Source organism: Polynucleobacter arcticus (genome assembly GCF_013307205.1).
Lineage (GTDB): Bacteria > Pseudomonadota > Gammaproteobacteria > Burkholderiales > Burkholderiaceae > Polynucleobacter > Polynucleobacter arcticus.
The window spans coordinates 1,876,175-1,890,688 of the sequence record NZ_CP028940.1; the positions used below are offsets into that span (position 1 = coordinate 1,876,175).

General features: G+C 46.3%; 12 protein-coding genes. 8 read left to right on the forward strand and 4 right to left on the reverse strand.

What is annotated here, in order from left to right:
• Positions 1-53 precede the first annotated feature (53 nt).
• From miaB to DN92_RS09505, 8 genes are read left to right on the forward strand one after another with little or no spacing between them, the layout of a single operon-like run.
• Positions 54-1,412, forward strand: a complete 1,359-nt coding sequence (gene miaB, locus DN92_RS09470; protein WP_173961003.1) for a tRNA (N6-isopentenyl adenosine(37)-C2)-methylthiotransferase MiaB — start codon at positions 54-56, stop codon at positions 1,410-1,412.
• Position 1,413: 1 nt separating this feature from the next.
• Entirely contained in the window at positions 1,414-1,890 is a 477-nt protein-coding gene (gene ybeY, locus DN92_RS09475) for an rRNA maturation RNase YbeY (protein ID WP_254598288.1), read from the forward strand.
• Between the two features lie 56 nt (positions 1,891-1,946).
• Entirely contained in the window at positions 1,947-2,786 is an 840-nt protein-coding gene (locus tag DN92_RS09480; protein ID WP_173961005.1) for a CorC family transporter, read from the forward strand.
• Between the two features lie 8 nt (positions 2,787-2,794).
• Positions 2,795-4,321 carry an apolipoprotein N-acyltransferase gene (gene lnt / locus DN92_RS09485; RefSeq protein ID WP_254598289.1) on the forward strand — a complete coding sequence of 509 codons (1,527 nt, stop codon included), beginning with the start codon at positions 2,795-2,797 and terminating at the stop codon, positions 4,319-4,321.
• Positions 4,322-4,381: 60 nt separating this feature from the next.
• Positions 4,382-5,275 carry a glycine--tRNA ligase subunit alpha gene (glyQ, locus tag DN92_RS09490; protein ID WP_173961006.1) on the forward strand — a complete coding sequence of 298 codons (894 nt, stop codon included), beginning with the start codon at positions 4,382-4,384 and terminating at the stop codon, positions 5,273-5,275.
• Positions 5,276-5,282: 7 nt separating this feature from the next.
• A complete protein-coding gene (gene glyS, locus DN92_RS09495; RefSeq protein ID WP_173961007.1) occupies positions 5,283-7,421 on the forward strand; it encodes a glycine--tRNA ligase subunit beta in 2,139 nt (712 codons plus the stop codon).
• Positions 7,418-7,990, forward strand: a complete 573-nt coding sequence (gene gmhB, locus DN92_RS09500; RefSeq protein ID WP_173961008.1) for a D-glycero-beta-D-manno-heptose 1,7-bisphosphate 7-phosphatase — start codon at positions 7,418-7,420, stop codon at positions 7,988-7,990. The genes glyS and gmhB overlap by 4 nt, the downstream gene beginning before the upstream one ends.
• A gap of 7 nt (positions 7,991-7,997) precedes the next feature.
• Complete coding sequence (locus tag DN92_RS09505) at positions 7,998-8,747, forward strand: lysophospholipid acyltransferase family protein (protein ID WP_173961009.1); 750 nt, start codon at positions 7,998-8,000, stop codon at positions 8,745-8,747.
• 4 nt (positions 8,748-8,751) lie between these two features.
• Here DN92_RS09505 and rsmA read toward each other — a convergent pair whose 3' ends face one another.
• Genes rsmA through DN92_RS09525 form a run of 4 tightly spaced genes read right to left on the reverse strand, consistent with a single transcriptional unit; the run spans position 8,752 to position 14,504 of the window.
• Entirely contained in the window at positions 8,752-9,528 is a 777-nt protein-coding gene (gene rsmA, locus DN92_RS09510; protein WP_173961320.1) for a 16S rRNA (adenine(1518)-N(6)/adenine(1519)-N(6))-dimethyltransferase RsmA, read from the reverse strand.
• On the reverse strand, positions 9,528-10,547 hold the full coding sequence (gene pdxA / locus DN92_RS09515) for a 4-hydroxythreonine-4-phosphate dehydrogenase PdxA (RefSeq protein WP_173961321.1): 1,020 nt from the start codon (positions 10,545-10,547) through the stop codon (positions 9,528-9,530). The genes rsmA and pdxA overlap by 1 nt, the downstream gene beginning before the upstream one ends.
• Positions 10,522-11,973 (reverse strand): peptidylprolyl isomerase, encoded by a 1,452-nt coding sequence (locus DN92_RS09520; protein WP_173961010.1) that lies wholly within the window; start codon positions 11,971-11,973, stop codon positions 10,522-10,524. Before DN92_RS09520 ends, pdxA begins: the two co-directional genes overlap by 26 nt.
• On the reverse strand, positions 11,970-14,504 hold the full coding sequence (locus DN92_RS09525; RefSeq protein WP_173961011.1) for an LPS-assembly protein LptD: 2,535 nt from the start codon (positions 14,502-14,504) through the stop codon (positions 11,970-11,972). Before DN92_RS09525 ends, DN92_RS09520 begins: the two co-directional genes overlap by 4 nt.
• Between the last annotated feature and the right edge of the window lie 10 nt (positions 14,505-14,514).

The window sequence follows — 14,514 nt, forward strand, 5'->3', positions numbered from 1 at the left end:
TCTTTCCCGTAAAATCTGAGCTTCGCCTCCAGCTATAAACCTGAGAACGGCATATGAAAAAGCTCTATATCAAAACCTTTGGCTGTCAGATGAACGAGTATGACTCGGGCAAGATGGCCGACCTCCTGCATGCCAACGATGGCATGGTCATGACTGATACTCCTGAAGATGCGGACGTAGTTCTGCTGAATACCTGCTCAATTCGTGAAAAAGCGGAAGATAAAGTATTTTCAGATTTAGGACGTCTGCGTGAGCTCAAGAAAACTAAACCAAACCTACTAATCGGTGTTGGTGGCTGCGTTGCCAGCCAGGAAGGCCAGCAAATTATTAGTAGGGCGCCGTATGTCGATGTCGTCTTCGGACCGCAAACATTGCATCGCCTATCTGATCTACTGACACAACGTCGCGAAACTGGAAGATCACAAGTAGATATCTCTTTTCCAGAAATTGAGAAGTTTGATCATCTTCCTGCTTCACGCCAAACTCGAGGCTCTGCTTACGTCTCGATCATGGAGGGTTGCTCAAAGTATTGCAGCTACTGTGTAGTTCCCTATACTCGCGGCGAAGAGGTATCGCGCCCCTTTGAGGATGTATTGACTGAAGTGGCTGGTCTTGCAGCTCAAGGTGTGAAAGAAATTGTTTTACTCGGCCAAAATGTCAATGCATACCTTGGCAAGATGGGCGGCACTGAAGATATTGCAGACTTTGCACTCCTCATTGAATACGTTGCAGAAATTCCGGGTGTGGAAAGAATTCGTTTTACTACTAGCCACCCTAAAGAATTTACCCAACGTCTAATTGATGTCTATGCAAAGGTACCGAAATTAGTAAGTCACCTGCACCTGCCAGTACAGCATGCATCGGATTCAGTTCTATCAGCAATGAAGCGAGGCTATACCGCTCTGGAATACAAAAGTATTATTCGCAAGATGCGTGCTGTGAGGCCTGACTTCACACTCTCTAGCGACTTCATTGTGGGCTTTCCTGGCGAAACCGATGAAGATTTTGCCAAACTACTCAAAATGGTTGAAGAGCTCAATTTTGATAATAGCTTTTGCTTTATCTTCAGCGCGCGCCCAGGTACACCCGCGGCCAATTTAAGCGATGACACCCCATACGCAGTCAAGCTCAAACGACTGCAGACACTGCTTGGACTGGTAGAGTCGCAGGCAAATCTAATCAGCAAAAATATGCTGGGAAATACTGAACGGGTACTTGTTGAAGGTCTAGCCAAAGATGGCGTTAATCTTCAAGGTCGTGCCGCGAATAATCGTGTGATTCACTTTACTGCGCCACATGAGGATATCGAATCGCTCATAGGTCAAATGGTAGATATTCATATTACCGAGGTTCTGAATTTCACCCTACGAGGCGAGTTGATCAATACACTGACCCTCACTGATGGCAACTAAGATGATTGCTAAGCACGCATCCCCCGCTAAATTAGAGATTGATCTTCAATTTGCCAGTACCGCCATTGAAGAAAAAGTGCTTGCACTTGCCTCTCAGCTAGCAATCAAGAAATGGGTGAAAGCGGCGGTTCAATTGAATGGCTTGATCACCTTACGCTTTGTTAATGCAGCTGAAGGGAAAAAACTGAATCTTGCTTTTCGCGCCAAAGATAAAGCAACCAACGTACTCACTTTTCCGTACGAGCTCACCAAAAAGACTGTTGCTGCAGACATTATTTTCTGTCTTCCCATCATTCAAAAAGAGGCACTTGAGCAAGGTAAAGCCGTGAAAGCCCATTTGGCTCACCTCATTATTCATGGCTGCCTGCATGCCCAAGGCTTAGATCATGAGAGCGATCAAGAAGCAAAAAAAATGGAAGGTCGAGAAGTGAGCCTTTTGAAATCCTTGGGCTTTGCCAATCCCTACTCACCGGTTTAAAGCGTCTTTATTGCCTTCTTCACCGAATTTACTTATTTCTGCGATATTCTTGCTATATGCCTGACCCCAATAAATCCCTTTTAGAACGCTTGGCTGATTTTTTAACGCCACAACCAACTAGTCCAGTAGAACGTCGTCAAGAACTGATTGACACCCTTAGAGAGGCCCAATCTGAAGGTTTAATTGATGCAGATGCTCTCTCCATGATTGAGGGTGTATTCCAAGTGGGTCAATTGTGCGCTCGTGACATTTTGATTCCCCGAGCACAGATTGACTGGATTGATATCAACTTGCCATTAGCTGAAATCATTAAATGCGTCATTACAGCAGCGCACTCGCGTTTCCCTGTTTTTGAAGGCGCTCGCGACAATGTCATCGGCACTCTGTTAGCGAAAGATTTATTACGTCATTCCACTGAAAAAGATTTTCAAGTACGCGACTGGTTACGCCCCGCGGTATTTATTCCTGAATCCAAGCGTTTAAGCGTCTTATTGCGTGACTTCAAAGACAACCGCAATCACCTAGCTATTGTTGTAGATGAATACAGTGGCGTCGCTGGAATCATCACGATTGAAGATGTCCTTGAGCAAATTGTTGGCGACATTGAGGATGAGCATGACATTGATGAAGAAGCGGATAACCTCATCTCATTAGACAATGGCGACATACGGGTAAAAGGCATTACTGAACTTGAACAATTCAATGAAACCCTAGGCACCAAATTCGAGGTTGAAGGTATTGAAACGGTTGCCGGTCTAGTCATTCAGCATCTGGGCCGTGTACCGAAGATGGGTGAGCTCATCAAGATCGATGGGGTTGAATTTGAAGTTCAGCGTGCCGACCCAAGACAGATTCATATTTTGCTCGCACGACAACTTCCCAAAAAGCCTGACTAAGGATTGCTTTGATTGATCGGCTACTGCCAAGGCTTAGCGGTAACATCGGCTATCTGGTGTTGTTTGCTCTTGGCGCATTACTGGCAGGTGTTGCAGAGCTGCCATTAGGTGGATGGATTCAGATTCCGATCCTCAGCGTAATTTGGTGGCAAATTACAAAATATCAATCCACTTCCTTTAAGAGCACCTTCTTCCTAGGGTTGTCATTTGGCCTTGGCTACTTTGTACTGGGGCTTTGGTGGATCTTCATTAGTCTGCATGACATTGGCGGAATGAACGTCATACTCTCCTGCACTGCAGTCTTCTTGTTGGCCGGCTTGCTAGCTATCTTCTTTGCTTGTGCCTCGCTCACACTACACTTTTCAAAAGGATTATTTTTTTCGGGTTTGTTGCTGGGATCAAGCTGGGTAGCGACAGAGTATTTGCGCGGCATACTCTTTACTGGCTTTCCGTGGATGGGTCTAGGAGAAACTCAAGTCTATGGTCCTTTTGCACCAGTAGCTCCATATTTAGGTGGATTGGGGTGTACGTTTTTTACAGTATTGCTCTCTCGGCAATTACTCTTCTTGAAGTCACACTTCAAAGTCAGTTCAATTTCTGTAGCGTCTCTAATCGTACTGAGTCAACTATTGGGCTTCTGGTCCTTTACGAAGCCCACTGGCGAGCCTCTTACTGTAGAGCTCATTCAAGGAAATATTGCTCAAAGCTTGGTCTTCAAACCGGAAGGTATGCTGCAACAAATTGCATTTTATAAATCCGCGATGCTGAATTCACAAGCAGACTTGGTAGTGTCTCCAGAAACGGCGATACCATGGCCCGAGACCAATTTACCCACAGGCACCTTAGAAGACCTACAGGACTTTGCAGTCAACAATCAGCGTTTTCTTTTATTTGGCATCTTGGGACGGCACTTTAATCCCGCGGATGGAAGAGAATTCTCTAATCGAGCGATCGGCCTTAGTCCAAGCAATCCACCTTATCGTTACGATAAATCGCATCTAGTTCCTTTCGGAGAATTTATTCCCCCAGGATTTCATTGGTTTGTAAATGCATTTAGCGTGCCACTAAGTGATTTTTCTCGAGGACCTCAAAATCAACCCTTGTTCTTGATTAATAGAGAGGGACAATCGCCACTTTACGCAGCGATCACTATTTGCTATGAAGATGTATTTGGTGATGAACTTGCTGCACGCTTACGCAATAGCAAAGAATCCGCCAACCTCTTCATCAATATGACAAATCTTGCCTGGTTCGGGGATTCTCAAGCACCAACACAACAATTGCGACTTTCACAATTACGCTCTCTAGAAACAGGTCTTCCTGCGTTGCGAGCAACCAATACTGGGATCACGGCGGTACTGGGGCCAGATGGCAAAATTCTGGCAGAACTTCCCAAGTTCACCCAAGGCATCTTAAAGACCAGTATTCAAGCCTACTCAGGCAAAACTCCTTATGTGTTTTGGGGAAATGCACCCATTTTGAGTCTTTCTTGCCTGGTTCTAATCCTAGGCTTCATTCGCCAAAAACGAATTTAATGACGATTTCATGGTTAACTAGCTTAGCCATGTAAAATCAAAGGCTTAGCTAGGTTAAACATGCTTACTTTTCAGCAAATCATTCTCAAACTCCAAGATTACTGGGACCAACAAGGTTGCGCCCTTTTGCAACCTATTGACCTTGAGGTCGGTGCCGGTACATCTCATACAGCCACTTTCTTGAGGGCCATCGGTCCTGAGCCATGGAAAGCTGCTTACGTCCAACCCTCACGTAGACCTAAAGACGGTCGCTACGGAGAAAATCCCAACCGTTTACAGCACTACTATCAATACCAGGTAGTGCTAAAGCCTGCCCCAGAAAATATCCTTGAGCTATACCTTGGCTCACTTGCTGCCTTAGGCTTAGATCTACAAAAGAATGATGTCCGTTTTGTAGAGGATGACTGGGAAAACCCAACATTAGGTGCATGGGGCTTAGGCTGGGAAGTCTGGCTAAACGGCATGGAAGTGACCCAGTTCACTTATTTCCAACAAGTGGGCGGCATTGACTGCAAACCTGTTTTAGGTGAAATCACTTACGGTATCGAGCGTTTGGCTATGTATATTCAAAATTGCTCTAACGTATATGACCTCGTATGGGCAGATGGCATCTCTTATGGTGATGTGTACCACCAAAATGAGGTTGAGCAATCTTGCTACAACTTTGAACACTCCAACACCGATCTGCTGTTTGCCAACTTCACTAACTACGAAAGTGAAGCCAAGCGTTTAATGGAAGTGCCATTAGCCCTACCCGCCTATGAAATGGTTCTCAAAGCTGGGCATACCTTTAACTTACTCGATGCCCGTGGCGCCATCTCCGTTACTGAGCGTGCGGCTTATATTGGACGCATCCGCAATCTTTCTCGCGCAGTAGCGCAGGCTTATTATGAGTCTCGAGAGAAATTGGGATTCCCGATGTGCCAGCGTCAATCTAAAGCGTCAGCAGCGTAACTTTATTATGAGCACACCGAATTCTCTCTCTCAAACAGATACTCTTTTGATTGAAGTATTTACCGAAGAGCTGCCACCAAAATCATTACGTCGCTTAGGTGACGCCTTTAGTGAAGGCATTTACTCTGCGCTGAAAGCTGCTGGGCTCTTGAGCGAAAACTCCGTTGCTACTGGCTACGCTACACCGCGACGCCTTGCCGTTCAAGTTACGAAGGTCTTAGGCCAAGCCCTCGACTATCCAGTGCGGGAAAAATTACTGCCAACTAGTATTGCTTTTGATGGTGATGGCAAACCTACTGCACCCCTACAAAAGAAATTGGCTTCTCTTGGTTATGCTGATATTGACCTTTCCACCCTAGAAAAAGCAGGCGAAGGAAAAAATGAAGCGCTTTATCTCAATGTCATCGCCAAAGGTGCAGCATTGGAACAAACTGCCCAACAAGCGCTCGCGCAGACATTAAGTAAATTACCCATTGCCAAAATGATGCACTATCAAGTGCTACAGAAAAATGGGGAGTTAGCCGATGTTGAATTTGCTCGCCCTGCACATCGCATCATTGCATTGCATGGCAAACAAACACTCAGCATCAGTGCCTTAGGTATTGATGGGTCCAATCAAACAGAAGGCCATCGCTTTCTGGCTCCAGGCGTCATTACCATTGCCTCTGCAGATCAGTATGAGACAGATCTGACCGCCAAGGCAAAAGTATTGCCAAGCTTTAGCAAGCGTCGTGCATTGATCGAATCCGCTTTATTAAAAGCCGCTGGACTGGATTTAGTGTTGATGCCAGATAGCTTGCTCGATGAAGTTACTGCCCTAGTTGAGTGGCCTGCAATTTATGAGTGTCATTTTGATCAAGAGTTCTTGGAAGTTCCACAAGAATGCTTAATTCTGACGATGCAGACCAATCAAAAATACTTTGCACTAACTGATCAACAAGGCAAGCTACGCAATCGATTCTTGATCGTTTCCAATATTGAGACCGAGCAACCTGAGGCGATTATTTCAGGTAACGAGCGTGTGGTACGTCCGCGCCTATCTGATGCGCGCTTTTTCTTTCAACAAGATCAAAAACGTCCGTTAGCCTCCCGTGTAGCTGACCTTGGAAGAGTGGTTTATCACAATCAACTTGGCAATCAACTGGATCGCACTAAGCGCGTGCAAGGGATTGCTATTGGGATCGCTAAATCCTTATCTGCGGATGAAACATCAGCCAGCCGTGCCGCTGAAATTGCTAAAACGGACTTGCTAACCGATATGGTTGGTGAGTTCCCAGAACTCCAAGGCATCATGGGTCGCTACTACGCAACCCATGATGGTGAGAACGCCGAAGTAGCTTCTGCTTGTAGCGAACATTACATGCCCCGTTTTGCAGGTGATACTTTGCCGCAGACTCAAACTGGCACCATCCTGGCGATCGCCGACAAACTAGAGACCCTCGTTGGAATTTGGGGTGTGGGTCTCGCCCCAACTGGTGACAAAGACCCATACGCATTACGTCGTCATGCTCTCGGTATCTGTCGACTCTTACTAGAGAAGAATCTCAGTTTGAGCCTACCTGAATTAATTGAACTTGCCCGTAAACAATTTCCACAGACAGATGTACAAGAAAAAGCTAAGGCTGAAGATATTTATGCCTTCATCATTGATCGTCTGCGTGCTTATTTGCGAGATCAGGCTGTTGCTGGCAAGCCATTCACTACCGAAGAGATTGATGCGGTATTGAGCCAATCTCCAGCGCAATTGAATGACTTAATTGATCGGTTAACGGCCTTACGCGAATTCAATGCCTTAGATGAAGCTGCTCAATTGGCTGCAGCCAATAAGCGTATTAGCAATATCCTGAAAAAAAATGCTACCGTCATTCCAGCCGCTTGCTCAAGCAAACTATTGCAGGTTCCCGCTGAGATCGCACTACATCAGGCGCTTGAGAGACTCATTCCTACACTGATCACTGCTTATGAGCAACGTCAGTTCGTAGATCTATTAAAGTCACTAGTCGCATTAAGCGCCCCAATTGATCAATTCTTTGCTGATGTGATGGTGATGGATCCGAATCCAGAGTTGCGCGACAACCGCCTAGCCCTCCTGCAACAACTTCACCAGAAAATGAATCTCATTGCCGACCTCGGCAAATTAGCATGAGCAACAGCTCTTCTAAACTGATCATTCTTGATCGCGATGGCGTAATCAATGAGGATCGAGATGATTATGTGAAGTCGAGTGAGGAGTGGATTCCGTTACCTGGAAGCTTAGAGGCGATTGCACTGCTCAATCAAGCGGGCTATCAAATTACTGTAGCAACTAATCAATCTGGTTTGGCACGCGGCTATTTCAATATCAATGATTTACATGCGATGCATAGCAAAATGGATAAACTGCTTAAGCCCTTAGGTGGCCACATTGACAGCATTTTCTTTTGCCCGCATACCGACGCTCATGCTTGTGATTGCCGAAAGCCCCTGCCAGGGATGATGAAGGAGATTGCATTACGGTATAAAAAAAATCAGAATGCCGCGCCTTTATTGGGAGTGCCAATTGTGGGCGACTCCTTGCGCGATCTTCAGGCAGGCGTTGCCCTAGGGGCTAGTCCGCATTTGGTATTAACTGGCAAAGGAAGTAAAACTTTAGAAAAAGGTGGGTTACCAGAGGGTACGCAAATTCATACGGATTTGATGGCATTTGCTAGTGCGCTCTTGCGAGATCAGGTTTAATAGAAACATGACTTTTATCCGCTCCGCCCTATTTACTCTATTTCTACTGATCTTTACACCGATCTGGTCAGTACTGTGCATATTGGTTTTTCCATTTCTCAATCCTGAGAATCGATATCGATTTATCGGTCTTTGGAATAAAGTGGTGATTTGGATATTGCAACCACTCTGCGGCATTCGTTATGAAATTCGCGGTATGGAAAATATGATGGCAGTATTGGATCAACCCGTTGTCGTGCTGAGTAAACACCAATCGGCTTACGAGACTATTTTTTACATCGCCCTGCTTCCCAAACAAGTCTGCTTCGTCTTTAAAAGAGAATTGCTCTGGATCCCGTTCTTCGGCTGGGCCTTAGCTTTGCTCAAGATGATTCACATCAACCGCAATAGCAAGGAAACTGCAGCGCTCTCTGTGGTTGGACAAGGACGTAAACGCTTAAGCGAAGGCAAATGGATCTTACTGTTTCCCGAGGGTACTAGAACACCGACCGGGTCCCATAGGCCCTACAGCAAGGGTGGCGCCAGACTTGCGAGCGCTACCGAGGCATTGGTGATTCCGATTGCGCATAATGCGGGTCGCTGCTGGCCAAAGAATAGCTTCCTAAAACAACCAGGCACAGTCATATTCTCAATTGGTCCCGCGATTACCTCGGCTGGAAAAACTGGAGGCCAGCTTCATCAAGAGGTAGAAAAGTGGATTGAAGCCGAGATGCGAGTAATTGATCCGACTGCATATCAGCAGTCAATAAGCTCTTAGAGATTTATGTGGCTAGGACTTTAGCCCATTCAATATAGCGCTCCACTGAAATATCTTGTGCGCGCGCCTTCAACTCGGAATCGGACAGAGCTAGCCGGTCAGAGAAAACGGACAGGTTAGTACGCAACATTTTTCTTCTTTGAGAAAATGCTGCTGCTACGACTTTTTCCAAAGCATGCCACTGGGCATCACTTAAATGAAAATCTCTTCTAGGAATCATGCGAACTACAGCAGAGTTCACCTTAGGCTGTGGATCGAATGCCTCAGGAGGAACCTCAAGCACCAGCTCCATGTCATAGCGCGCTTGCAACATCACCGATAGCCTACTGAATTCTGAACCACCAGCCTTAGATACCATGCGCTCTACTACCTCAGCCTGCAGCATGAATACTTGTTCATCAATCACATGAGCAGCTGAGACTAAATGAAAAAGTAATGGCGAAGAAATGTTGTATGGCAGGTTACCGACGACCTTACACAAACCACCATTGACTGGTCGCGTTGTTGCCCAAGCTAGAAAATCAAACTTAAGAGCATCCCCCTCAATTATATTAAGACCTTTGAGATTTTCTTGATTCCAATAAGCCACTAAATCTCGGTCAATCTCTAAAAGATCTAAATGATCAAGGCTGCTGAGCAAAGGCTTTGTCAGTGCGCCAAGACCCGGGCCGATTTCAATCACGTGCATATTCTCGCTGGGATTGATTGCGGCAACGATGGAATAAATCACTCCCGAGTCCTGCAAAAAGTTTTGACCAAATCGCTTGCGAGCACGATGCATCATGTATTGGCACTCTGAGAATTGACTGCTAATTGATAAGCCAAGCCCAAAGCTTCAAGCATGCTGCCAGAGTCCGCTAGGCCTTTACCAGCAATATCTAGTGCGGTGCCATGATCAACTGAAGTACGAATAATTGGTAGTCCCAAGGTGACATTTACCCCGCCACCAAAGCTAACAAACTTAAATGGTGCTAGACCTTGGTCGTGATACATCGCAATAAATGCATCCACGGTTTCTAAGCAGCCAGCATCAAACATCGTGTCACCAGGATAGGGTCCGCTTACCTGCATATCAAGATCTTTTGCAGCTTGAATAGCTGGACTAATTATCTCGATTTCTTCGCGCCCGAGATAACCTGATTCACCCGCATGAGGGTTTAGGCCAGCAACACGAATTACCGGCTTAGCGATACCGAATTTTGTTCGCAAGTCAGAATCAACAATACGAATAGTTTCCAGAATATGCTCGCAACTCAATGCAGAAGGCACATCGCTCAATGGCAAATGCGTAGTGGCTAAAGCAACCCGTAGCGCACGAGCACTCTGGAGACCTAAAAATCCTGCTGGCAAGCTTGCGCACAACATCATGACAACATGATCTCGATGACATAACTTTGCTAAATATTCGGTATGTCCAGTAAACAGTACATTACCTGTAGTACATCCATCATTGATCACGCTCTTTTGAATTGGTGCAGTCACCATAGCAGCGAAGCGACCATCAAGACATCCCTCTACTGCGGTGTTGAGCATTTCGAGAACATACTGGGCATTTAATGAATTTAATTGACCGGAAATAACTGGTACAGAAAGTGAAACTTCCTCTACCTTCAAGCGAGTTAGTAGGTCCTGAGGTATTTCAGCTATTGGGAGTAGGCTTCGGTCACCCAGCAAGGTAATAATTACGTTAGGCTGGACTTGCAAGAAGGCAAGCGCTGCTGCAACTGAAACCTCCGGACCAACCCCGGCGGGCTCGCCAGTACTGATGACGAGATTAACGAGGGCTGGCTGCTGGATCATCTGCATTAATGATCTTCACCGTAGCGGTATCGCGCAATTCACGTAACCAATCCTGGTAAGCCTGCTCAAACTTACGCTCACGGATAGCCGCACGGGCAAATTGACGCTGCTTCTCTAAAGTGAGTTGCGCTTCACGACGTTCGAGCACTTGAATTAAATGCCAGCCAAACTCTGTCTTTACGGGGTTACTCACCTCACCAATTTGTAAGCGATTCATTGCTTGATCAAACTCTGGAACCAAATCGCCAGGACCCATCCAACCAAGATTTCCGCCATTAGCCGCAGAACCATCCTCTGAATATTTTTTAGCCAACTCACCAAAATCAACCGTCTTTGAACGAATCTGATCTCGGAAACCTGCCAAGCGTCTTTCAGCATCTTGGTCAGTCAATCCAGTACGACTACGTAATAAGATATGGCGAGATAGGGTCTGTGTCACCATAATATTTTGAGGTGTCGACGCAGCATTCTCCTGCGGAGCAGCTTGTTGTGGCACAGAGGCACTAGCCATTAGCGCACGTCGATCCAGAACCTTGAGGACGTGATAACCAGCCGGACTCTTCACAACTGCATTAGCAACCTGACCGCTCCCAATGTTTCTAATGGCCTCATAAAATAATTGCGGCAAGCGATCTGGGGTGCGATAACCCAGATCCTGAAACTTAATCTTCGGATTGTCTTTGGCTGCCATCGCTCCCAGTTGCAAGAAATCAACATCGCCCCGGGCATCGCGTAACAGTGATTCTGCTTTTTTCTTTGCTTCAGCTTGGGCACCTACGCCTGCACTAGCATCCGCAGGAATAAAAATTTGTGCCACATCAATTTCTTCAGGCTCACCTTTTGCCGCTGGTGTTGAGCGTGCTACTTTTCCCGCGCCAGCGACCTCACGATTCCGGTCTGCAATGAAGTTATCAATTTCCGCATCAGAAATCTTAATTTTGCCTTCTACCTCGCGCTCGCGATAACGGCTAATAACAATATCGTCACGCAACAGCTCTCGATAACGCTCATAAGTACTACCAGTTGCTGCTATTTTGACCTTTAATTCGGCAATAGTTAATTTATTCTTGGCAGCAATATCACCGACGATTTTATCGAGCTCTTTGTTGCTGACAGCGAGACCCTCTAGTTCAGCATTTTGGACTTGAATCTTTTCAAGGATGAGGCGCTCAAGTACGGTCTTGCGCACAGTTGCTGCATCAGGCAGTTTGGTTCCCTGCTTTTGCAGCGCCGCGATTCGATCGTCAATCTCTTTGCGTGTGACGTAGCCTGTATTGACTACTGCAGCAACACCATCAATATTGCGAATTTTGCTATCTGATGAAGTCTTGGTGCTATCTTGCGCAAAAGCAAATTGAGACAGCAAAGCAGCACCAGCTAACATCATGGCTGCAAGAGCTTGGTTAAATCGATTCCTATGCATCATTGATAGTTCTCATATATTGAAGGTGGTATAGGCTTAGAAGTAGGCATATATCCGGGAACATTAAACTTCATGATATCAACTGGATTGCTACCGGCGCTACCAAAGCCCCTAAATTCTATTTGGAATAAAACTTGGGTAGTCGTTATTTGTGAGGTATTTAGCATCTGTGAGTAGGCGCCACGTAAGGTCCAACAGTCTCGCATCCACTCCAAAGCTACTAAGGTATTGAGTGTTTTGGTCGTTAAAGCATCATATCCCCAGCGGCCTAAGACAGAGACCTCACGAGTGAGGGGCCATTGGCCTGAAATATTGTATTGATCTGTGGTGGTTGCTGAGGGTACAAAAGCTTGGTTATTCTGAACGGATGCTTGCGTTGGCGGCGTCCAAACATTGCGATAGCCAAAGTTCAAACTTCTACCCGGTGTAGGGCGCCAACTTCCCCCAACCGTTGTTTGAACCAGGCGATTTAATTGAGTGTTGTACTGGCCGAATACATCCGTGCTGAAATTGCCAAGCAAGCGCACTGAAGCCGAGCCTAAGGTATCGGAATAGGTTGTTGGGTTGGCAATAGTGCCATTTAGACCCACTTTCTGGCCCGTAAAGGCCTGGCGCTGAGCAAGTGTGACATTAGCGCGCTCTGCACCGGTACTAGCTTCAATCATGCGGCTAGTTAAACCACCAGTCAATTTATTGTTATCGGCAATACGGTCATTACCGATAAACGTGTTTTCACTAAAAATTTGAGTGACCCCAAAACCAGCATCGGCCGTATCAAACAATGGGGTTTGGGCTTGGCTTTGAAATGGCGTGTAAACATAAAAAGCTCTTGGCTCCATGGTGAGCAACATATCGCGACCAAAGAAGCCTTTTAATTCTGCGGCATCTCTTTCAAATGACAGACCTGAATCCAAACTAACTGTGGGTATCGTAAAACCTTGGGCAATCGGAGCGCCTACTGGGTTGTATGGTGTTACGTTATAAGTATTCGACTGAAAACTCACCTTTGGCGTAATGTAATAGCCAGGGGTAATTTGAGGCAGGGCTAAGGCGCCCTTAATTACCGTTCTATCCGCTTGGCTATAAGCCCCCGGCGCGGTTGCCGCCAGGTTGCTTCCAATGTTATAGGCAAAGCGTGTGAAATCCGTTGAAAAAGTCGTTGTGGGACCAGATGGCAAAATAATGTACTTCCCACTAGCATCAGCAACTGTTGGTGTTAAGCGGTTGTTATAGGCGGCCGTAATATTAGGCAAAATATTGTAAGGGGACTGCACCGTCACAGTTGGATCTGGCTGCAAGGTTTGAAAGGTCATTGCCCTTGCTCCCACAGTCCAATTACTTAATGTCCCCGTCAGATTCTTGGTAGTACCGACATCTTGACGAAATTGGTTTGTCACAGCCCCGGCAATAGTTTGTGAGAAGTCGGTTGGATATAAGTTATCCGAAACGCGAGCCACATTGGCATAGCCCGTCCATGCCCCAGCAATGGGGATCCCGCCCATTCCCAATAAATCGCCACTAAAGTTCTGTCTCTGCTGCCAGTCGTAGCGCCAGCGATCAGTTCCAGTCTTACGGTCATAAGGCAGATAGTCTCCGCCTAAGCTACCTGAATATTGCTTATCTAGGAACTGATACTTGGCACCCAACTGAACACCACGTTGACCCATGACTCGGGGCAGTAACAGCAGATCACGATTTGGAGCGATATTGACGTAATAGGGCTGCGTGATGTCAATACCGTTGTTAGAGTTATAGCCAGCTACTGGGGCTAATATTCCAGAACGACGTTGATTCGATGTTGGGGCCGTGAAATAAGGTACATAAGCAATGGGTACGTCAAAGAACCGCATGACACCATGTGTACCCACCATTTCTTTTTGTTCGTTATCTATTTCAAGGGTACTAGCTGTGAAATACCAATCGAGGTTTTCTGGAGTGCAAGTAGTGTAAGTTGCCTTGTCAAATACGAATACGTCAGAGCTTGCGATCGTTAATTTTTTTGCTTTACCACTAGCGCGATTATCTCGGAGCTCATAATTTGGAGTCTCCATTTCACCGTCACGTGCATCTACTCGTAAACGCGCCTTTGGGCCCTTAAATAATGCGTTCCCTTTTGAAAATTCAGCATTACCTAATAAATTTGCCACATCAGAATCAGGGTCGTATTTAATTTCATCTGCTTTAATGACGGCGCCATTACGACGAATTTGTGCCCGTCCTTTTAAACGCATTTCCCGATCCACAATTCCATCAATCGAATCACTCGATGTAAAGGTTAATGCTTTGCTATCCTCAATAGGCTTTCCAACTCGCAGTTGATCATCCAGCTTGAGAACGGTGACATCGCCACGATCAGGGATCAAAACAGAGTTAGCAGAGCTTCCTAAAGACTGCGCTGAGGGGGGTAGAGGCGCTGGTGCTTGAGCAACACTTGGGAGCGCAAATTGCGACAATCCAACCCCCATCATTACGCGCAGGGTGACAGTTAAAAAAAGAGGGGCGCAAAGGCCGGCGCGACGGCGATAATGACTCATAGATCCAGAC